The 19978-nt window shown below is 68.3% G+C and carries 17 protein-coding genes and 1 pseudogene; 7 read left to right on the forward strand and 11 right to left on the reverse strand.

Translation table 11 applies throughout. The annotated features are described in order from the left end of the window. The first annotated feature begins 55 nt into the window (after nucleotides 1-55). Entirely contained in the window at nucleotides 56-1402 is a 1347-nt protein-coding gene (gene argA / locus D8S75_RS05375) for an amino-acid N-acetyltransferase (protein ID WP_119964922.1), read from the forward strand. Here the strand turns inward: argA and blaACA are convergent. Further along, entirely contained in the window at nucleotides 1389-2303 is a 915-nt protein-coding gene (gene blaACA, locus D8S75_RS05380; protein WP_119964923.1) for an ACA family class A beta-lactamase, read from the reverse strand. The genes argA and blaACA overlap by 14 nt on opposite strands. 106 nt (nucleotides 2304-2409) lie before the next feature. Between blaACA and D8S75_RS05385 the strand changes: the two genes are divergently transcribed. From D8S75_RS05385 to D8S75_RS05400, 4 genes are all read left to right on the forward strand, one after another. Further along, on the forward strand, nucleotides 2410-3303 hold the full coding sequence (locus D8S75_RS05385) for a LysR family transcriptional regulator (protein ID WP_119964924.1): 894 nt from the start codon (nucleotides 2410-2412) through the stop codon (nucleotides 3301-3303). A gap of 77 nt (nucleotides 3304-3380) precedes the next feature. Further along, the gene (locus tag D8S75_RS05390) at nucleotides 3381-3740 is read left to right on the forward strand and encodes a DUF2946 family protein (RefSeq protein WP_119964925.1); all 360 of its coding nucleotides are present in this window, start codon (nucleotides 3381-3383) and stop codon (nucleotides 3738-3740) included. Between the two features lie 149 nt (nucleotides 3741-3889). Continuing rightward, complete coding sequence (locus D8S75_RS05395) at nucleotides 3890-6118, forward strand: TonB-dependent receptor (protein WP_119964926.1); 2229 nt, start codon at nucleotides 3890-3892, stop codon at nucleotides 6116-6118. Between the two features lie 16 nt (nucleotides 6119-6134). After that, nucleotides 6135-7715 carry a PepSY domain-containing protein gene (locus D8S75_RS05400; protein ID WP_119964927.1) on the forward strand — a complete coding sequence of 527 codons (1581 nt, stop codon included), beginning with the start codon at nucleotides 6135-6137 and terminating at the stop codon, nucleotides 7713-7715. A 3-nt stretch (nucleotides 7716-7718) separates the two neighbouring features. On the opposite strand, the gene D8S75_RS05405 is transcribed toward D8S75_RS05400, so the two are convergent. From D8S75_RS05405 to D8S75_RS05440, 8 genes and pseudogenes are all read right to left on the reverse strand, one after another. Then, nucleotides 7719-9341: an HD domain-containing phosphohydrolase gene (locus D8S75_RS05405; protein ID WP_119964928.1), complete on the reverse strand. Its 1623-nt coding sequence runs from the start codon at nucleotides 9339-9341 to the stop codon at nucleotides 7719-7721. A gap of 82 nt (nucleotides 9342-9423) precedes the next feature. Further along, the gene (locus D8S75_RS05410) at nucleotides 9424-10068 is read right to left on the reverse strand and encodes an NAD(P)H-binding protein (protein WP_370807369.1); all 645 of its coding nucleotides are present in this window, start codon (nucleotides 10066-10068) and stop codon (nucleotides 9424-9426) included. 17 nt (nucleotides 10069-10085) lie between these two features. Then, entirely contained in the window at nucleotides 10086-10592 is a 507-nt protein-coding gene (locus tag D8S75_RS05415) for a disulfide bond formation protein B (RefSeq protein ID WP_119964929.1), read from the reverse strand. Nucleotides 10593-10640: 48 nt separating this feature from the next. Further along, nucleotides 10641-11765 carry a sulfate/molybdate ABC transporter ATP-binding protein gene (locus D8S75_RS05420; protein ID WP_119964930.1) on the reverse strand — a complete coding sequence of 375 codons (1125 nt, stop codon included), beginning with the start codon at nucleotides 11763-11765 and terminating at the stop codon, nucleotides 10641-10643. Between the two features lie 14 nt (nucleotides 11766-11779). Continuing rightward, nucleotides 11780-12682, reverse strand: coding sequence for a sulfate ABC transporter permease subunit CysW (cysW, locus tag D8S75_RS05425; RefSeq protein WP_119964931.1), 903 nt, complete (start codon nucleotides 12680-12682; stop codon nucleotides 11780-11782). Next, nucleotides 12679-13563, reverse strand: a complete 885-nt coding sequence (cysT, locus tag D8S75_RS05430) for a sulfate ABC transporter permease subunit CysT (protein ID WP_119964932.1) — start codon at nucleotides 13561-13563, stop codon at nucleotides 12679-12681. The genes cysW and cysT overlap by 4 nt, the downstream gene beginning before the upstream one ends. 3 nt (nucleotides 13564-13566) lie before the next feature. Next, on the reverse strand, nucleotides 13567-14565 hold the full coding sequence (locus D8S75_RS05435) for a sulfate ABC transporter substrate-binding protein (protein WP_119964933.1): 999 nt from the start codon (nucleotides 14563-14565) through the stop codon (nucleotides 13567-13569). Nucleotides 14566-14780: 215 nt separating this feature from the next. Beyond that, nucleotides 14781-15355: pseudogene (locus D8S75_RS05440) on the reverse strand (RBBP9/YdeN family alpha/beta hydrolase). 294 nt (nucleotides 15356-15649) lie between these two features. Between D8S75_RS05440 and D8S75_RS05445 the strand changes: the two are divergent. Then, nucleotides 15650-17245 (forward strand): methyl-accepting chemotaxis protein, encoded by a 1596-nt coding sequence (locus D8S75_RS05445; RefSeq protein ID WP_119964934.1) that lies wholly within the window; start codon nucleotides 15650-15652, stop codon nucleotides 17243-17245. Between the two features lie 21 nt (nucleotides 17246-17266). Here the strand turns inward: D8S75_RS05445 and D8S75_RS05450 are convergent, their stop codons facing one another. Both D8S75_RS05450 and D8S75_RS05455 read right to left on the reverse strand, forming a co-directional pair. Next, on the reverse strand, nucleotides 17267-18133 hold the full coding sequence (locus tag D8S75_RS05450; RefSeq protein ID WP_232828916.1) for an HDOD domain-containing protein: 867 nt from the start codon (nucleotides 18131-18133) through the stop codon (nucleotides 17267-17269). A 122-nt stretch (nucleotides 18134-18255) separates the two neighbouring features. Next, the gene (locus D8S75_RS05455; protein WP_119964936.1) at nucleotides 18256-19188 is read right to left on the reverse strand and encodes a LysR family transcriptional regulator; all 933 of its coding nucleotides are present in this window, start codon (nucleotides 19186-19188) and stop codon (nucleotides 18256-18258) included. 132 nt (nucleotides 19189-19320) lie between these two features. On the opposite strand from D8S75_RS05455, the gene D8S75_RS05460 reads away from it, so the two are divergent. Next, nucleotides 19321-19956 carry an FMN-dependent NADH-azoreductase gene (locus D8S75_RS05460; protein WP_119964937.1) on the forward strand — a complete coding sequence of 212 codons (636 nt, stop codon included), beginning with the start codon at nucleotides 19321-19323 and terminating at the stop codon, nucleotides 19954-19956. The last annotated feature ends 22 nt before the right edge of the window (nucleotides 19957-19978 follow it).

The raw sequence follows: 19978 nt of genomic DNA on the forward strand, positions 1-19978 counted from the left end.
CGCGCACCGGCCGCCCGCCGGTGCCCTTCCCTCTTTGCCAGCCCGCCACCACCGCATGTCCACCGTCTTCAACTTCACCTTCGTGCCCTGGTTCCGCTCGGTGGCGCCCTACATCCACAAGTTCCGCCACCAGACCTTCGTGGTGGGGCTCACGGGCGAGGCCATCGCGGCCGGCAAGCTGCACAACATCGCGCAGGACCTGGCCATGATCAAGGCCATGGGCGTGAAGATCGTGCTGGTGCACGGCTTTCGCCCGCAGGTGAACGAGCAACTGCAGGCCAAGGGACACCAGGCGAAGTACTCGCACGGCATCCGCATCACCGATTCGGTGGCGCTCGACTGTGCCCAGGAGGCCGCCGGCCAGCTGCGCTACGAGATCGAGGCCGCTTTCAGCCAGGGCCTGCCCAACACGCCCATGGCCGACTCCACCGTGCGCGTGATCTCGGGCAACTTCATCACGGCGCGGCCGGTGGGCATCGTCGACGGCGTGGACTTCGAGCACTCGGGCCTGGTGCGCAAGGTGGACGTGGCGGGCATCCAGCGCGCGCTGGACATGGACGCGCTGGTGCTGCTCTCGCCGTTCGGCTTCTCGCCCACGGGCGAGGCCTTCAACCTCAGCATGGAAGAGGTGGCCACCTCGGTGGCCATCGCGCTCAAGGCCGACAAGCTCCTGTTCCTCTCCGAGGTGCCCGGCATCCGCACCGACCCCGAGGCCCCCGAGGGCGACGACAACCCCATCGACACCGAGCTGCCCCTGGCCCAGGCCCGGCAGCTGCTGGCGCGCGTGCCGGCCAGCCAGCGCCCCACCGACACGGCCTTCTACCTGCAGCACTGCGTGAAGGCCTGCCAGGGCGGCGTGGAGCGCAGCCACATCATCCCGTTCGCTGTCGATGGCGCGCTGCTGCTCGAAATCTATGTGCACGACGGCATCGGCACCATGATCGTGGACGAGAAGCTGGAGGAACTGCGCGAGGCCACGGCCGACGACGTGGGCGGCATCCTGCAGCTGATCGAGCCGTTCGAGAAGGACGGCACCCTGGTCAAGCGGGACCGCACCGAGATCGAGCGCGACATCGCCAACTACACCATCATCGAGCACGACGGCGTGATCTTCGGCTGCGCCGCGCTCTACCCCTACCCCGAGGCGCGCACGGCCGAAATGGCGGCCGTCACGGTGTCACCCCAAAGCCAGGGCACGGGCGACGGCGAGAAGCTGCTCAAGCGCATCGAACAGCGCGCGCGCAACCTGGGGCTCGAATCGATCTTCGTGCTCACCACGCGCACCATGCACTGGTTCATCAAGCGCGGCTTCGTGGTGGTCGACCCCGTGTGGCTACCCGAGGCGCGCAAGCGCAAGTACAACTGGGACCGGCGCAGCCAGGTGCTCGTCAAGAAGCTTTGAGCCCGTCCCGCGCCGCTACCACCGCCCGCGCCACGTCGGCGATGGCCGCGTCGCGCTGCCCGGGCGCGGCGGTGGAGCGCGTGAGGTAGCAGACCACCAGCACCGGCGCGGCGCCGCCAGGCGGCCAGAGCACGCCGATGTCGTTGGCCGTGCCGCTCTCGCTAGCGGTCCCCGTCTTGTCACCCACCCGCCAACCGGGCACGCCGGCGCGCAGGCGCTTGTCGCCCGTGCTCGTCTCCACCAGCCAGCGCTGCAGCCAGGTACGCGACGCGGGCGTGAGCGCATCGCCCAGCACCAGCTTGCGCATGGTCTGCAGCATGGCCTGGGGCGTGGTGGTGTCGCGCGGATCGCCCACGGCCGCCTCGTTGAGCGTGGGCTCGTTGCGGTCCAACCGCGTCACGCCGTCGCCCAGCGAGCGCACGAAGGCCGTGAAAGCGGCCGGCCCGCCATGGCGCGCCAACAGCAGGTTCGCTGCGGTGTTGTCACTCAGGCTCACGGTGGCCGCGCACAGCTCGCCCACGGTGAGGCCACCGCCCTCGTCCGCACGGCTGGCGGTGGCGGGCGAATAGGCCACCAGAGCTTCTCGGCCGTAGAACACGCGCGCGTCGAGCCGCTCGCGCCCCTGGTCCACCAGCGCCAGCATCCAGCCGGCGAGCGCCAGCTTGAAGGTGCTGGCCATGGCGAAGCGCTCATCCTGCCGCCAGCCCAGCGCCAGTCCCGTGCCCGTATCCAGCATGGCCACGCCCAGGCGGCCCTGCACCGTGCGCTCGATGCCGGCCAGTGTCTCGGCCCATTGGCGGGCGGTGGCGTCCCTGCTCGCGGCATGGCCGGCACCGGCACACCCCCAAAGCGGTAGGGCCGCAGCGGCAATCAAGCCCAAGGAAAACTGTCGTCTTCGCATATGGAATTTGCGATGAGTGAGAAGAAGCCTAGAACGATAGAGGGACTTCAACCAAAGCACTATCGACAATAATTGCCACCAGACCCCAGAAAAACTGAACCCTCCCATGCACCTCCCGCTCAACGCCCTGCGCGCGTTCGAGGCCTCGGCGCGCCACCTGAACCTCACGCGGGCGGCCGAGGAGCTGCACGTGACCCAGACCGCCGTGAGCCAGCACATCCGCAAGCTGGAAGACCGTCTGGGCAAGCCCCTGTTCCGGCGTCTGCCGCGCGGCCTGGCGCTCACCGACGAAGGCCAGGCGCTGCTGCCAGTGGTGGCGGAGGCGTTCGCCAGCGTGGCGCGCGCGCTCGACACCCTGGGCGACACGCGCCCGCGCGAGGTGCTCACCGTGGGCGCCGTGGGCACTTTCGCCGTGGGCTGGCTGCTGCCTCGGCTGCGCGACTTCCAGCAGGCTTGCCCGTTCGTGGATCTGCGCCTGCTCACGCACAACAACCGGGTGGACATGGCGGGCGAAGGGCTGGACTACGCCATCCGTTTCGGCGACGGCGCCTGGCACGGCACGCAGGCCGAACGCATCATGGAGGCGCCGCTGTCCGCCATGTGCGCGCCCGCCCTGGCCCACGGTCTGCGCACGGCAGCCGACCTGGCGCGCCAGCCGCTGCTGCGCAGCTACCGCGCCGATGAATGGGCGGCCTGGTTCGAGGCAGCGGGCGTGCCCTGCCCCGTGGTGCGCGGCACGGTCTTTGACTCTTCCCTCACGCTGGCCGAGGCCGCCGCCCAGGGCGCGGGCGTGGCGTTGCTGCCGGTGCGCATGTTCACGCGCGAACTGCGCCAGGGCCGGCTGGTGCAGCCGTTCACGCAGGAACTACACCGGGGCGCATACTGGCTCACGCGGCTGCAGTCCCGCACCCTGACCGATGCCATGGTGGCCTTCCGTGACTGGCTGATCGTCCACGCCCATGCAGGCAGCCCCACCACAAAAAACGAGCAGCAACAATAGCGCTCGCGCGTACCCCGCCCGACATACCCGCGAAACAAATGGCTACCGCCAGGCAACGGGCAGGCATAATCGAAAACATGAACATGCCACGAACCTTTTCCGCGTTGCGCCTGTGGGTGCTCGCATGGTTCATGGCATCGCTCGGCGTGGCGATCGCCGCGCCCATCGTGCACCCGCAGCCCATCCAGCTCATCTGTTCCAGCACCGGCACCGTCATGCTGCTCATGCAGACCGACGACGGCACCGTGGAGAAGGTAGGCGCCTCGGGCATGGACTGCCCCCTGTGCTCCCCAGCGGGCGCGCCACCGGCCGCCGCCTCTGGCACGCTGCCCCCTCCCCGGCCCCTGGCCCACGCGCTGCAGCCCATCGAGGCCGCGCGCATCGCAGCCGCCACCGCCGCGCCACTGCCGGCGCGCGGGCCTCCCTCGCTCTCCTGACCCTGCCCGTTCCGCCCTCGCGCCACACACCGTGGCCGTGGGCCCGTGTGTCCGCGCTCGCGCGCGCCCGCTCGACGTCACCCCTTGCACAAGAAGGGCGGGCTGACAGAGCGGACGCGACCCTGCGCCATCCGTCAGAGAGAGTTTTCATGATCCGTTCCACCGCACCCGCCCGCGTGGCCGCCACGCGCGCCCACGCCCCTTCGTTCACCCTTTCTCCCTTGTGCGCCAGCCTGCTGGCGGGCCTGGCCCTCGCGCCCCTGGGGGCCGCCGCACAAAGCAAAACCGCCGAAGCCCCTACCCTGCAAGCCGTGGAGGTGGTGGATTCCGTGCCCACCCCCAATGGCCGCATCAACCTCGACACCCCGGTCGAAACCGGCAGCCGCCTGGGGCTGACGCCCCGCGAAACGCCCGCCTCGGTCACCGTGGTGGACCGTTCCACCATCGAGGCCCGCGGCGCCCAGGACACGCAGGAAATCCTGCGCGCCATCCCGGGCGTGACCGCGCACAACGCGCCCGGCAGCATCGGCGTGAGCTACCGGGGCTTTGGCAGTGGCTCCATCGGCCAGATGTTCAACGGCATCAGCGTGCAGTATTCGATCGCCGCGCGCCCCGTGGACAGCTGGATCTACGACCGGGTCGAGGCCATTGGCGGCCCGTCGAGCTTTCTGTTCGGCTCGGGCGCCGTGGGGGGCTCGATCAACTACATCACCAAGACGGCCGAGCGGCACGACTTCACCGAAGGCCAACTGCGCTTGGGCCAGAACAACCTCAAGGAGGTCTCGCTGGGCCTGAACCGGCGCATTGCCGGCAGCGACAACGCGGCCGGCCCGCAGCATTTCGCGCGCATCGACCTGAACCACCGCGATGCCGGCAACTGGGTGGAAGGCATGCACACGCGCTCCACGCAACTGGCCACCTCGCTGCTGTCCGACCTGGGCGGCGGCCTCACCCACACGTTGGCCTACGAGTACCAGAACGAGCATGTCGACCGCCCCTACTGGGGCACGCCGTTGCTCAACCCGATGGCGGGCGAGCTGCGCATCGATCCGCGCACGCGCTTCGCCAACTACAACAGCGCCGATGGCCTGTACGCCCAGCGCGTGCAGTGGCTGCGCTCGGTCACGCAGTGGCGCGCCTCGGACGCCCTGGAGCTGCGCAACACGTTCTATGCCTACGACGCGCTGCGCGACTACCGCAACGTCGAGACCTACCGCTTCAACACCGCCAACACCCAGGTGATCCGCTCTGGCGCCTACCTTCAACGCCATGACCACGAGGTGGTGGGCGACCGCGTCGAGGGCACCTACAAGAGCAGCATCGCCGGCCGCAAGAGCGACTGGGCCTTCGGCCTGGACGTGAGCGTGAACCGGCAGACACGCTTCCCCAACAGCGGCTCGGGCACGGTGAGCACGGTCGACCCCTACCGCTTCGGCACGGAGAATTTCTTCGACATCCCCGGCATGGTTCCGGGCTTCAAGCCCGACCGCGACAACAAGGTCACCACCACGGCTCTGTACCTGGAAAACCGCACCGCCGTCGCGCCCCGGTTCAACCTCGTCACCGCCCTGCGGCACGAACGCATCGACCTGGACCTGACCAATCGCCGCACCGTCACGGCCGCCATGCCCGCCACCTACAGCCGTGGCTACAGCCCGACCACGGGCCGCATCGGCGTGGTCTGGGACATCGCTCCAGGCGCCAACCTCTACGCACAGTATTCCACCGCTGCCGATCCCCCATCCGGCATCCTGTCCACGGCCTCGTTCGCCGACGTGATGAACAACAGCGAGTTGACCACCGGCCGCCAGGCCGAGGTGGGCAGCAAAATCGACTTCTGGGGCGGCAAGGGCACGGCCACCCTGGCGCTCTACCAGATCACGCGGCGCAACATCGCCACGCAGGACCCGAACAACCCTGGCGTGACCCTCTTGGTGGGCGAGCAGTCGGCCCAGGGCGCCGAACTGTCGGTGGGGCTGCGCCCGTCACCGCGCTGGCAAGTGCAGGCCAACCTGACGCATGTGGACGCCCGCTACGAGAGTTTCATGCAGGGCGGCGTGTCGCTCGCCGGCAAGGTGCCTACCAATACCCCGGCCACGGTGGCCAACCTCTGGGTGGGTTACGCCATCACGCCCCAGCTCCAGGCCAGCGCCGGCGTGCGCCACGTGGGCAAGGTGTACGCCAATGCGGCCAACACGCAGTGGCAGGCGGCGTACACGCTGCTCGACCTGGGCCTGGCCTGGAAGATCAACAAGACGAGCACGCTCACCGGGCGCATCCGCAACGCCACCGACCGCGTCTATGCCGCCAACCTGAGCAGCCAGGCCTACCTGGGCGCGCCGCGCACGGCCGACGTGACGCTGCACGTCGCCTTCTGAGGCACCGGAGACCATCATGGTGCATGCCAAACGCTGGCTGTTCCTGGTCCACCGCTGGCTGGGCGTGCTGCTGTGCGCCTTCTTCGCCATGTGGTTCATCTCGGGCGTGGTGATGCTGTACGTGGGCTACCCCAAGCTCACGGCGGCAGAGCGGCTGGAACACCTGCCGGCCCTGCGCACCGCCCCGGTGGCGCTGGAGCCCGCGCAGGCGCTGGCGCTGGCGGTGGCCGGGCTGCAAGGGCCACTGCAGGACCTGCGCCTGGCCGTGGCCAGCGCGGGGCGCGCCGTCTACCTGGCCACGCCTGCGCACGAGGCGCCTGCCGGGCGCCCCAAGAACGCCCGGGCACATCGCCCCGCCACCGTGGTCGTCGATGCCAACACCGGCGCGCAGCTGTCGGGCGTGGACGCGACCCATGCCCTGGCGAGCGCCGCGGCCTATGCGGGGCCAGGGATCGCAGTGGTCCATGAGGGTCCGGTGGACGAGGACGCCTTCACCCATTCGCGCGCGCTCGACGCCCACCGCCCGCTGCACCGCGTGCGGCTGGACGATGCCCAGGGCACGCTGCTCTACATCTCCGGCAAGACGGGCGAGGTGGTGCGCGACGCCACGCGCACCGAGCGCGGCTGGAACTACGCGGGCGCCTGGATCCACTGGCTCTATCCGTTCCGGGGCAACGTGTTCAACACCTACTGGGCCGACATCGTCAACGGGCTGTCCATCCTCGGCATCGCCATGACGATCCTGGGCACCGTGGTCGGCGTCATGCGCTGGCGCTTTTCCGGCACCTACCGCAATGGCACGCGCTCACCCTATCCCGGCGCCATGATGCGCTGGCACCACATCGCGGGCCTGCTGTTCGCGGCCATCACCTTCACCTGGATCTTCAGCGGCCTGATGTCGATGAACCCCTGGCGCATCTTCGACAGCGGCGCCGCACCGCTGCAGGCCGACGCCATGCACGGCGGGCCGCTCCTCCTGCCAGGGCAACCGGCCAGCGTACAGGCGCTGCTCGCTGCGTCCCCGGCCGGCGTGCGCGAACTGCGCTGGACACGCACCGCGGGCCACACGCTGGTGCAGGCCCTGGCCCCGGGCGAGCGCACCGTGCTGCTCGATGCGGCCACGGCCCGCGCCCATGCCTGGCAACCCGGCGAACTGGAAGCCGCCGTGGCCCGGCTGCTGCCCGCCCCGGTGGAACGCATCGACACGCTGCAGGCCTACGACACCTACTACTACGCCCGCGAGGCCCACACCATGGGCGGCGGCGCCGAAAAGCCCCTGCCCGTGCTGCGCGTGGTCTTTGCCGATGCGCAGGCCAGCTGGGTGCATCTGGACCCGCACACCGGCACGGTGCTGGGCCGCCTCGACGGCCACCGCCGCGTGTCCCGCTGGCTGTTCGGCATGCTGCACAGCTGGGACTGGCTGCCCCTGCTGGAGCGGCGCCCGCTGTGGGACATCGTGTTGGTCGTGCTCAGCCTGGGCGGCGTGGCCATGAGCCTGACGGGCATCGTGATCGGCTGGCGGCGCGTGACACTCAAGCTGCGCGCCATGCGCGCGCCACGCGCCCTGGCCCGCGCAGCGCCCGCCGACGGCGCCTGAGGCTCAATGCGTGGCCCCGGCGGGCGTGTCGATCTGCTCGGGGTCCAGGAACTGCTCGGCGTAGCGCTGGTACACCCGCTCGCGCACGAACACGTCGAACAGGTCGGGGTCGATGTGGCCGCCGTGCACCATCTTCTGCATGATGGCCAGCGCCTGCGACAGCTTCATGCCGCTCTTGTAGGGCCGGTCCACGGCGGTGAGCGCCTCGAAGATGTCGGCGATGCCCATCATGCGCGCCTGCACCGACATCTGCGCGCGCGTGAGGCCGCGCGGGTAACCCTTGCCGTCCATGCGCTCGTGGTGGCCACCCGCATACTCCGGCACGTTGCGCAGGTGGCGCGGCCAGGGCAGCGTCTCCAGCATCTTGATGGTGGCGACGATGTGGTAGTTGATGGTGTCGCGCTCGGCCTGCGTCAGCGTGCCGGCGCGGATGGTGAGGTTCTCCATCTCCTCGGCCGTGAGAAAGGCCGTGTGCACGCCGTCCACGTTGCGCCAGTGGCGCTGCGTGCCGATCACCCGCACGCGCAGCTGGTCAGCCTCCTGCATGGCCTCCGAGCCCTGGTTGCAGCGGCGCAGGAAGGCGCGGTCGGACTCAATGGCCTGGATCTCCCGCTGCAGGCCGGACAGGGCGATGCCCTCGGCCTCGGCGTCCACCATGGGCCGCAGGGCCAGCTGCGCGCGCAGCGCGGCCAGCTCGGCGTCGCGCTTGAGCACCTCGAAGCGCGTGTCGACCAGGCCGATGCGGTCGTAGATGGTCTGCAGCTTGGTGGCCTTGTCCACCACATGCACGGGCGTGGTGATCTTGCCGCAGTCGTGCAGCAGGCCGGCCATCTGCAGTTCGTAGCGGTCGCGCTCGGTCATGTGGAAGTCCGCCAGCGGACCGGTGGTGGTGGCGTCGGCCGCCTCGGCCAGCATCATGGTCAGGGCCGGCACACGCTCGCAATGCCCGCCGGTGTAGGGTGATTTTTCGTCGATGGCAATGTTGATGAGCTTGACGAACGACTCGAACAGCCGTTCGAGCTGGGTGATGAGCAGCCGGTTGCTCAGGGCGATGGCCGCCTGCGAGGCCAGCGATTCGGTCAGGTTCTCGTCCTCCTCGGAGAACGGCACCACCTGCGCGCTCTCCGGGTCCAGCGCATTGAGCAGCTGCAGCACGCCGATCAGCTCGCCGTCGTGGTTCTTCATGGGCACGGTCAGGAAGGACTGCGAGCGATAACCCGTGCGCTGGTCGAAGGCGCGCGTGCCCGAGAAGTCGAACCCCTCCTCGGCATACACGTCGGCGATGTTCACCGTGCGGTCGTGGATGGCCGCGTGCGCCGCCACCAGCGCGTCGTTGGGCGTGCCGTCGGCGCGGCGCAGCGGCAGGTCGGGCAGGTCGATGCGCTGCCCGGTGGTGCCGCCCAGACGGATGCCCAGCGAATCGGTGCGCATGATCTCGAAGCGCAGGGCCGTCTGGTCGTCCGTCACGCGGTAGAGCGTGCCGCCATCGGCGCCCGTGAGGGTCTTGGCCGCTTCGAGGATGTTCTCCAGCAGGCGCTCGATGTCGCGCTCGCGCGAAAGCGCTGCGCCAATGCCGTTGAGCTGCTCCAGACGGCGGAACAGGTGTTGTACGGTGGTCTTGAGCATGGCGGGCCTTTTCCGCCGGCCACCCGCGGGCCGGCCAGACAGCCATGTTATCCAAAGCGCCCACGGTATGGGGCGCGGCGCGCTACAAATGCTCCGATTCGATGGTGCGCTCGCCCGGCGCCCCCTGCAGGGCCGCCTCCAGCAGCGCCCGCGCGATGCGCGCCGCCGCCACGGGCCGGTAGCGCCGGGGAATCAGCGGGCCGAGCGCGCGCGACACCCACAAGCCGGCCACCTCGCCCGGGCGCGAGGACTCGCGCTCGGCGGCGATCAGCGAGGGGCGCACGATGGCCAGCGAGGGGTAGCCCAGCGCGCGCACGCCCTCTTCGGCCTCGGCCTTGGTGCGCAGGTAGAAATTGCCCTGGGCGCTAGCCCCCAGCGAGGAATTGAGCGCCATGCGCGTGGCGCCCGCCTGGCGCGCCAGCCGCGCGGTGCCGATGACAAGGTCGCGGTCCACGGCGGCGAAGGCCGCCCGCGAGCCCGCCACCTTGATGGTGGTGCCCAGCGCGCAGACCACGGCATCGGCCCGCCACCAGGGCGCTGCAGCGTCGAGCTGCGTGAAATCGATGACGGGATTGAGCAGCCGCGCATGTGGCGCCAGCGCGCGGCGCGTGGGGGCGGTGACCTGGGCCACGCGCGGGTCGGCCAAGGCCAGGGCCAGCACCTCGCGGCCCACCGCGCCGGTAGCACCGAGCAGCAGCAGGCGCAGGGGCTGGGCGGTGGCCGTCATGGGCGAAGAGCGCCCGTTCAGGAGCGGCGCATCCCGCGCGCCAGCAGCCACAGCATGGCCAGGCTAAAGACGACGAACCAGACGAAGGACCAGTTGGCGATGGAGCCGCCGAGGAAGGTCCAGTCGATGGCAGCGCAGTCGCCCGAGCCCCGGAAAATCATGGGGATGGCGCGGCCGATGGGGTAGCTTTCGATCATGCCGTAGAAGTCGCGCCCGCACATGGCGAACTCGGGCGGATACCACTGCAGCCAGCTCTGGCGCGCGGCGGTGAAGGCGCCAAAACCGCCGGCCAGCACGGCCAGCGCGGCGAACGACATCCACCAACCTTTTTTGCCGCTAAGGCTTGCCAATCCAGCGAAGACAGCTACCAAAATAAGAGCATAGCGCTGCACGATGCACATCGGGCAGGGCTCCAGGCCCACGGCGTGCTGCAAGTACAGACCAAAAGCCAGCATGGCCACGCAGGCCGCGCTGATGAGCGCCAGCACCCGGCGGGGCGCGTTATCGAACCAGTTCAAAATCATTCGTCACCTTGTGGGCCGCCGGTGCCGCGCGCACCCGGCGGGGGCGCGTCAGATGCCGGAGGCGTGGTCCAGAAAAACCCGGGCTCGGCGCGGCGTCACCACCAGCGTGTCCCCCTCGGAAAAACCCATGTCCCGGAATTGCTGCGCAGGGATCTGCGCCTCGATCAGGGCTTCCGGGTTCGCATTGTCCGCTGGTTTGTGGCCGTCCACGGGAATAAGTTCCAGCCGGGCGATCGGGCCCACGACGATGGCCCGGCTCAGCTGCGCAACGATGCCGCGCGGCCGGCCCTCGGCGTCCACGCCCGCGCCGGGCACGTAGCGTTCCACGTCCAGGTCGTGCGGGCGCACATAGGCGAAGGCCTTGGCGTTCTGTGCCTCGTGGTGCTCGGGCGAATCAAGCTCCATGCCCTCCAGGTGCACCAGGCCCTCGTGCGCGCGGCCATGGAACAGGTTCACGTCGCCCAGGAAGCCATACACGAACGGGCTGGCCGGATGGTCCCAGACCTGCTGCGGCGTGCCGCTCTGCTCGATCTTGCCCTGGTTGATGACCACCACGCGGTCGGCCACCTCCAGCGCCTCTTCCTGGTCGTGCGTCACGAAGATGCTGGTCACATGCAGCTCGTCGTGCAGGCGGCGCAGCCAGCGGCGCAGTTCCTTGCGCACCTTGGCATCGAGCGCGCCGAAGGGCTCGTCGAGCAGCAGCACCTTGGGCTCCACGGCCAGCGCGCGCGCCAGGGCGATGCGCTGGCGCTGCCCGCCCGAGAGCTGCGAAGGGTAGCGCTCGGCCAGCCAGTCGAGCTGCACCAGCTTGAGCAGGTCCATCACCTTCTGGCGGATCTGCGCCTCGCTGGGGCGCTCGCCACGGGGCTTCACGCGCAGGCCGAAGGCCACGTTCTCGAACACCGTCATGTGGCGGAACAGCGCGTAGTGCTGGAACACGAAGCCCACGTTGCGCTCGCGCACATGCACGTCGGTCGTGTCCTCGCCACTGAAGTGGATGCTGCCCACGTCGGCCGTCTCCAGCCCGGCGATGATGCGCAGCAGCGTGGTCTTGCCGCAGCCCGAAGGGCCGAGCAGCGCGATGAGTTCGCCGGACTGGATGTCCAGGCTCACGTCGCGCAGCGCCTGGAAGTCACCGAACTGCTTGCTGACGTTGCGGATTTCAATGCTCATGTTCTTGTTCTCCTTCAGCGAGCGGCCGGCGCGGGCCGCTCGGGGGGCAATTCGGCAGCGGCCTTGAGGGCCTGCTCGTTACGGTGCTCGGCGACGGTCTTGATGACCAGAGTGACCAACGCCAACAAGGCCAGCAACGAGGCCGCCGCGAACGCCGCGACAGATTGGTACTCGTTGTAGAGAATTTCAACGTGCAGCGGGATGGTGTTGGTTTGCCCCCGGATGTGGCCCGAGACCACCGACACCGCGCCGAACTCGCCCATGGCGCGCGCGTTGCACAGGATCACGCCGTACAGCAGGCCCCACTTGATGTTGGGCAGCGTCACATGCCAGAAGGTCTGCCAGCCCGTGGCGCCCAGCACGATGGCGGCCTGCTCCTCGTCGTTGCCCTGGGCCTGCATCAGCGGGATCAATTCGCGCGCGATGAACGGGAAGGTCACGAACACCGTGGCCAGCACGATGCCCGGCACGGCAAAAATGATCTTGATGTCGTGCGCCTGCAGCCAGGGTCCAAACCAGCCCTGCGCGCCGAACATCAGCACGTAGACCAGGCCTGCCACCACCGGCGAGACCGAGAACGGCAGATCCACCAGCGTGGTCAGAAAGGCCTTGCCCCGGAACTCGTACTTGGCGATGCACCAGGCCGCCGCCACGCCGAACACCAGGTTCAGCGGCACGGCGATGAGCGCGGTGATCAGCGTGAGCTTGATGGCCGACCAGGCGTCGGGCTCGCGCAGGCCTTCAAGGTAGGCGCCCAGGCCCTTGCGCAGCGCCTCGGCGAACACAGCCGCCAGTGGCAGCACCAGGAACAGCAGCATGAAGGCCAGCGCCAGCGCGATCAGCGTCCAGCGCACCCAGGGCGCCTCGGTGGTGCCGGCACGGGCGCGGCGCACCGTGCGAGTATTGTTTCCACTCATGCCGGAGCCCCCGCGTGGCGCCGCTGCCAGGCTTGCAGCGCGTTGATGATGAGCAGCAGGATGAAGGAAATGACCAGCATCACCACGGCCACGGCGGTGGCACCGGCGTAGTCGTACTGCTCCAGCTTGCCGATGATGATGAGCGGCGTGATCTCGGACACCATGGGCATGTTGCCCGCGATGAAGATCACCGAACCGTATTCCCCCACGGCGCGCGCGAAGGCCATGGCGAAGCCGGTCATCAGCGCTGGCGTGATGGACGGCAGGATGACGAGCCGGAAGGTCTGCCAGCGCGTGGCGCCCAGACAGGTGGCGGCTTCTTCCAGTTCCTTCTCGGCATCTTCCAGCACGGGCTGCACGGTGCGCACCACGAACGGCAGGCCGATGAAGATCAGCGCGATGACGATGCCCGCGGGCTTGAACGCGAGCTGGATGCCCAACGGCTCCAGGATGCCGCCCACCCAGCCGTTGCCGGCCAGCAGCGCGGTGAGCGAAATACCCGCCACGGCCGTGGGCAGGGCGAACGGCAGATCGACCAGCGCGTCCACGATCTTCTTGCCGGGGAACTTGTAGCGCACCAGGACCCATGCGATCAGCAGGCCGAAGAACAGGTTCACCAGCGCCGCCAGGAACGAGGCGCCGAAGGTCAGCCGGTACGAGGCCACCACGCGCGGCGCGCTGACGGCCGTCCAGAACTGCTCCCAGGTCAGCGAGAAGGTCTTGAAGACCAGCGCCGACAGCGGGACCAGCACGATGATGCTCAGATAGAACAGCGTGTAGCCCAGCGACAGCCCGAAGCCGGGCAGCACGCGTTTGGGCGCACGCCGCCCGGCCTGCGCTGGGGCTGCCCCCAGCGCGGCCACAGAGGTGGCGGCGGTCATGGATTACTTGGCGCTGTAAATTTTGTCGAACTGACCGCCGTCGTTGAAGTGCACCTTCTGCGCTTCCGTCAGGCTGCCGAAGTACTTGGCCACGGTGAACTGCTTGAGCGGCTTGAAGGTGGCTTCGTGCTTCTTGAGCACCTTTTCCGAACGCGGACGGATGGCGTGCTTGGCGGCAATCTCCTGCGCCTCGTCGGAGTACAGGTAGTCGAGGTAGGCCTTGGCGAGCTGCGCCGTGCCCTTCTTGGCCACGGTGCGCTCGACCACGGCCACGGGGTTCTCTGCCACGATGCTGACCGACGGGTAGATCGCATCGACCTTGCCGGCGCCAAATTCGCGGTCGATGGACACCACCTCGGACTCGAAGGTGATGAGCACATCGCCCTGGTTGCGTTGCAGGAAGGTGGCCGTGGCGTCGCGCCCGCCCTTGGCGAGCACGGGCACGTTCTTGTAGAGCTTGGCCACGAACTCGGCGGCCTGCTGCTCGGTGCCGCCCTTCTCGCGCACCGCGCCCCAGGCGGCCAGGTAGGCATAGCGGCCATTGCCGCCGGTCTTGGGGTTGACCACGATCACCTGGATGCCGGGCTTGATGAGGTCTTCCCAGTCCTTGATGCCCTTGGGGTTGCCGTTGCGCACCAGGAACAGCATCGTCGAGGTGGTGGGCGAGGCGTCGTGCGGGAACTTCTTGGCCCAGTCCTTGGCCACCACGCCGCTGTCGGCGAGGAACTGTACGTCGGTGGTGGTGTTCATGGTTACCACGTCGGCGGCCAGGCCGTCGTTCACGGCTCGCGCCTGGGCGCTGGAGCCGGCGTGCGACTGGTCGATCTTCACGTCCTGGCCGGTGGTCTTCTTGTAGTGGGCAGCAAATGCGGCGTTGTAGTCCTTGTAGAACTCGCGCGCCACGTCGTAGGACACATTGAGCAGCTGGCTCTGCGCCGATGCCACGCCGCTGGCGGTCAGGGCCAGCGCGGCCAGGAGGGTCTTGATTTTCAGGGAGGTCATGGTTGCATCGCCCGGTGATTGCTATGGATGGAAGGCATTGTGCGAAGGCCTTCTTAAAACGCAAAAGAATATATTTTTGTTAATTAATCCGTTAAAAGCATATGAAAGAAAGGAACAAGGTGCACCGCCGCACCATGGTCCATGCTGCATTTTTCAAGCAAAATCGCCATCCAAGGCAATGCTAGCAAGCGCCAACAGCTATTCTTTTGATAGCATCAGCAGGAGATTTGCCTGGCCTCCCGCGAGGCTGGAGCCGCGCGGGCCACGTCGCCGGTGAGCGATTGCAGCAGCGCCAGGCCCAGCGGCCAGTCGCCATGACCCGATTCGATGTTGATGTGGCCCGCCTGCTGCAGGCGCACGAACTCGCTGCCCCAGGCCCGCGCGTAGGCACCCGCGAGGCGGATGGGGCAATACGGGTCGTTGCTGCTTGCCACCACGATGCTGCGGTACGGCAGCGCGGCATGGGGCACGGGGGCGAAGTCGCTCAGGATGGCCCGGCGCTCGGGATCGGCTGGAGCCACCAGCAAGGCACCCTGCACACGGGCAGCGGCCTCGGGCCCCATGTGTACCGTGGCGATGCAGCCCAGGCTGTGCGCCACGATGACCACCGGATGGGGCGCTGCCAGCACGGTCTTCTCCAGTTGCCCGACCCAGGCCGTGCGCGCGGGCGTGATCCAGTCGTCCTGCACCACGCGGCGTGCCTGCGGCATGCGCTCGGCCACAGGCTCTGCCAGTGGCCCGGACCAGAGTCCCGCCAGCCCGGAACGATGATGATGGAAGACGAGGACACGTAGCAAGACTCCAGCGGTTGGGGACGGCCCGCGTCCCGAGCCTGATGACAGCGGTCCGAACCTGCCCGGTGGTTGAGATGCCTCGGATTCTGCGAGCCACGCTTTAAAACCCAAACGAATAAATAGTTCTTACTTTATGCGCGCTAGCGGTGGTCGTCGCATGCCGCGTTCGTTTCGGGCTATCGGAGCCATAGCGAGAACACGCTTGCCGCAGGGTCGAACCGCCACCAGAATCGCGGCTCGCTTGTAATAAATTACAACATTTCTTACCTACTTCACCAAGGCAGAATCCGATGCACTCATGGAAGATCCGTCAGCGCCTGATGGCAGGTTTTGGCCTCGTCATCGCGATGTTGCTGGGCATGTCGGTGTACAGCGTGTACATCGCACGCGGCATTGATGCGGCACTCACGGCCAACGCCACCCAGAACGCGGTGATTCAGCGCGCCGCCATCAATTTCCGGGGCTCCGCCCACGACCGCTCGATTGCGGTACGGGATGCGGTGCTGGCCCCCGACGCGGCAGCGCGCCAGCGCGAGATCGAAGCGATCGACCGCCTGGCCGCCTTTTATGCCGCATCGGGCCAGCAAATGGACAAAGTGCTGCAAGGTGGCGGTTCGGTCCCTCCCGAGGTTGCGCCCATGGTGCAAGCCATCCAGGACATCGAAGCGCGCACCGTTGCCACCACGCGCAAGGTCGTGTCCCTGGTCCAGGCGGGTGACCGCGCAGCGGCCGAAGCCCTGCTTTGGAGCGATGCCAAGCCGCAGTACGAGCAATGGCTGGCCGCCATCAACAAGCTGATCGACTATGAAGAGGCCCGCATCATCAAGAACAGCACCGAGGCCAATCAGGAAGCGCACCAGTTCAGCGCGGTGATGCTGGCCATCACCGCCCTGGCCTTGCTGGTGGGGGTGGGCGCCACGGTCCAGGTGTCGCGCAGCATCAGTCGCGAGCTGGGGGCTGAGCCACGCGAGGTACGTTCCGTGGTGCAGGCCATGCAGCAGGGCGACCTGACGGTGTCCGTGCCGGTACGGCCCGGCGACAGCAGCAGCGTGATGGTGGCGGTGCGCGACATGCAGCAGCGCTTCCATGAGCTGGTGTCCGCCGTGCGCGACAACATCGGCGAACTTCACGCCACCAGCAACGCCATCGCCAGCGGCAACCAGCATCTGGGCCAGCGCACCGAACAGGCCGCCAGCAGCCTGGAGCAAACCGCCGCCAGTATGGAAGAGCTGACCGCCACCGTGCGCCAGAGCGCCGATTCCGCCCAGGCGGCCAACCAGTTGGCCACGCAGGCTGCTGGCACGGCCTCCCGGGGTGGCGAGGTGATGCAGCAGGTGGTGAGCACCATGGAGGACATCCACCACAGCAGCCAGAAAATCGCCGACATCATCAGCGTGATCGACGGCATTGCGTTCCAGACCAACATCCTGGCACTCAATGCCGCCGTCGAAGCTGCCCGTGCAGGCGAGCAAGGCCGAGGCTTTGCCGTGGTGGCCAGCGAGGTGCGCAGCCTGGCAGGACGCAGTGCCGAGGCGGCCAAGGAGATCAAGGCACTGATCCAGGCCAGCGTGGAAAAGGTGGACTCAGGCAGTCAGCTCGTGACGAACGCCGGCGCCACGATGGACGAGATCGTGCAAGGCGTGCAGCGCGTCACTTCCATCATCGGCGAGATCAGCACCGCCGCCATCCAGCAAAGCGACGGCATTTCGCAGGTCAATGTCGCGGTCTCCCAGCTCGACCAGATGACCCAGCAGAACGGCGCACTGGTTGAACAAAGCCACACGGCCGCCGACAACCTGCAGGCCCAGGCCCAGCGCTTGACCGCCCTGGTGGACATGTTCCAGGTGGGCGCAGCCCACCGGCTCGCCGCCCTGCCCGCGCGTTGATAGACCAGCGCCGCGAAGCGCTCAGAAGCGCACGGCCTCGAACGCCGGGTACAGCTCGTCCACCCAGTGGTTCAGTTCATCGTGCGAGACAGCGAGCGAGGCCATGCAGGCCTCGCCATGCTGGCGCCATTCGCGCGAAGGCTCCAGGCCCTCGTGGTGGTGCACCAGGTATTCGGCCAGCAGGCCCAGTGCCACGAGGTGGCGCACGGTGGGGCTGAATCGCGTGTCGTTCAGGCAACTGAAATCGTGGTGCAGCCAGATGGCCTGCGCCACATCGCCCGTCAGGTGCCAGGTGCGCGCCACGATGGCGCCCACGACGGCATGGTCGGTGCGGTGGTTGGCGTTCTCGGTCTGGGTGAAGGTGCGGTCCTGGCGCGCCAGGGCCTCGGTGACGGTGCTGGCATAGCCTCGCACGGCCTTCACCAGCACCGGCATGCCGACATGGCAGAACAGGCCGAAGCTGTAGCCCAGGCCGGGATCGAAGCTGTAGAGCTGGCGGCCGATGTGCTCGCAGGCGATGGCGCGGCGCTGCGAACTCTCCCAGAAATGCTCCAGCAACGGCGAGCGCACCTGCAGCGCATGGCGTGTGATGAAGGCCGAAAGCAGTTCCACCGCCGGGCGCAGCCCCAGCACGGTGAGCGCCATGCCCACGGTCTGCACCGGCTGGGTCAGCGCGTACAGCGGGCTGTTGGCCTGGCGGATCAGCGCCGCCGCCATGGCCACGTCGGACGCGGCGAGCTGGTCGATGGCCGCCGGGTCCAGCTCGGGGGCGGCCACGATGGCCTGCAGCCGCACCAGCGACTCGGGGCACGGTGGGATCACGATGGCGCGCACGGCGGGAAGCAGGCGGGCCTTCTGGATGTCTTGGTCGATCGGATGGGTGGTCACGGCGCGTCCCCGGCAATGCCATGGGCGCAACCGCCGCCGCGCCCGATTTGTTGCAATTGGTTGCATTGTGGCGGCAAAACCCAGGCACCGGACGGGTAACCCCACAAACTGGCGGCCCCTCTTCAGCCTGGTGACAGGGAGGCGCGCGTGGCCAGGCTGCTGCGCCCGGGCATGGCCTCGCCGAGGAAATCCAGGAAATGCCGCACCGCGGGCGACAGCCCCCGGCGCGAGGGGAACACGGCGTGCACGATGCCCGGGGTGGGCGCCCATTCGGGCAGCACGCGCACCAGGCGGCGCTCGCGGATCTCCTCGTGGCACATGTAGTCGGGCAGCCAGCAGATGCCGGTGCCCGCCAGCGCCGCGAACTTGAGCGTGAGCAGGTCGTCGGCCACGTAGCGCGGCGTGTGCTGCACCATCTGCTGCGCGCCGTTGGGGCCGATGAGGTGCCAGACGGCCTTGCCGTCGGGCGCCGACATGGCGATGGAGTCCATGCGCGCCAGGTCGGCCAGCGTGGCGGGCGTGCCCTGGCGGATCAACAGCTCGGGGCTGGCCACCAGCACCTGCCGCGCCACATCCAGGCGCTTGACGACCATGCTGCCGCTATCGTCCACCGAAGGCCGCACGCGCAGCGCCACGTCCAGGCCCTCGTCCACCAGGTTCACCGCGCGGTTGCTCACCTGCAGTTCCACCCGCACCAGCGGATGGCGCGCCAGGAAGCCCGGCATCATCTCGGCCAGCACCGTCTGCGCCAGCGTCACCGGGCAGCTCACACGGATGGTGCCGCGCGGCTCGGTCTGCACCTGGGCCACGGTGTCCTGCGCGGCCAGCGCCGACTCGCGCACCGCCTGGCAGTGGCGCAAATACGCCTCGCCCACGTCGGTCAGCGAGAGCTTGCGCGTGGTGCGCTGCAACAGCCGCACGCCCAGGTGCGCCTCCAGCTCCGACACGCGGCGCGACAGGCGCGACTTGGGGATGCCCAGGGCCCGGCCAGCGGCGGCGAACCCTCCCCGCTCCACCACCTCGGCGAAGTACAGCATGTCATTGAGGTCCTGCATGGCGGCTCCTTGGCGCTTGATTGTCCCATCCACAGAACAATCTATCGCATTTTTCCCAGCTTATCAAAAACTAGCGCCATCTCCACAATCTATCCATCGCCACACACCGTGGCCCCATCCCAGGAGATCACCATGCAACTGCTTCACATCGATTCCGCCATCACCGGTTCCAACTCGGTTTCCCGCCAGCTCACCGCCCAGGTGGTCGCAGCCTGGACCGCAGCCCACCCCGGCACGCAGGTGGATTACCTGGACCTCGTGGCCAACGCGCCGGCCCACTTCACCATGGACGCCATGGCACCGCGCACCGGCCAGACCGAAGGCTTGAGCGATGCGCAGCAGCGCGAGAACGCCGTGTCCGAGCAGCTCGTGAGCCAGTTCCTGGCCTCGGACGTGATCGTCATCGGCGCGCCGTTCTACAACTTCAGCATCCCCACGCAGCTCAAGGCCTGGATCGACCGCATCGCCCAGCCCGGCCGCACCTTCCGCTACACCGCCAACGGCCCCGAAGGCCTGGCCAAGGGCAAGACGGTGATCGTGGTGTCGAGCCGCGGCGGCGTGTATTCCACCAGCGAGGGCGGCCGCGCCATGGAGCACCAGGAGAGCTACCTGCAAACGGTGCTGGGCTTCTTCGGCGTGACCGACGTGCGCTTCGTGCGCGCCGAGGGCGTGGGCATGGGCGAGGCCGCCAAGGCCAGCGCCCTGAGCACGGCGCAGATCCACATCGGCCAGGCCGCGAACCAGGCCCAGGCGCAGCAAGCCGCCTGATGCCCGGGCCGGGCGCGCGCCC

It is taken from the genome of Simplicispira lacusdiani, assembly GCF_003604195.1.
Classification (GTDB): Bacteria; Pseudomonadota; Gammaproteobacteria; order Burkholderiales; family Burkholderiaceae_C; genus Simplicispira; species Simplicispira lacusdiani.

Coding starts and splice junctions, on each gene's coding strand:
- argA (WP_119964922.1), top strand. CDS start 56: ATGTCCACCGTCTTCAACTTCACCTTCGTGCCCTGGTTCCGCTCGGTG.
- blaACA (WP_119964923.1), bottom strand. CDS start 2,303: ATGCGAAGACGACAGTTTTCCTTGGGCTTGATTGCCGCTGCGGCCCTA.
- D8S75_RS05385 (WP_119964924.1), top strand. CDS start 2,410: ATGCACCTCCCGCTCAACGCCCTGCGCGCGTTCGAGGCCTCGGCGCGC.
- D8S75_RS05390 (WP_119964925.1), top strand. CDS start 3,381: ATGAACATGCCACGAACCTTTTCCGCGTTGCGCCTGTGGGTGCTCGCA.
- D8S75_RS05395 (WP_119964926.1), top strand. CDS start 3,890: ATGATCCGTTCCACCGCACCCGCCCGCGTGGCCGCCACGCGCGCCCAC.
- D8S75_RS05400 (WP_119964927.1), top strand. CDS start 6,135: ATGGTGCATGCCAAACGCTGGCTGTTCCTGGTCCACCGCTGGCTGGGC.
- D8S75_RS05405 (WP_119964928.1), bottom strand. CDS start 9,341: ATGCTCAAGACCACCGTACAACACCTGTTCCGCCGTCTGGAGCAGCTC.
- D8S75_RS05410 (WP_370807369.1), bottom strand. CDS start 10,068: ATGACGGCCACCGCCCAGCCCCTGCGCCTGCTGCTGCTCGGTGCTACC.
- D8S75_RS05415 (WP_119964929.1), bottom strand. CDS start 10,592: ATGATTTTGAACTGGTTCGATAACGCGCCCCGCCGGGTGCTGGCGCTC.
- D8S75_RS05420 (WP_119964930.1), bottom strand. CDS start 11,765: ATGAGCATTGAAATCCGCAACGTCAGCAAGCAGTTCGGTGACTTCCAG.
- cysW (WP_119964931.1), bottom strand. CDS start 12,682: ATGAGTGGAAACAATACTCGCACGGTGCGCCGCGCCCGTGCCGGCACC.
- cysT (WP_119964932.1), bottom strand. CDS start 13,563: ATGACCGCCGCCACCTCTGTGGCCGCGCTGGGGGCAGCCCCAGCGCAG.
- D8S75_RS05435 (WP_119964933.1), bottom strand. CDS start 14,565: ATGACCTCCCTGAAAATCAAGACCCTCCTGGCCGCGCTGGCCCTGACC.
- D8S75_RS05445 (WP_119964934.1), top strand. CDS start 15,650: ATGCACTCATGGAAGATCCGTCAGCGCCTGATGGCAGGTTTTGGCCTC.
- D8S75_RS05455 (WP_119964936.1), bottom strand. CDS start 19,188: ATGCAGGACCTCAATGACATGCTGTACTTCGCCGAGGTGGTGGAGCGG.
- D8S75_RS05460 (WP_119964937.1), top strand. CDS start 19,321: ATGCAACTGCTTCACATCGATTCCGCCATCACCGGTTCCAACTCGGTT.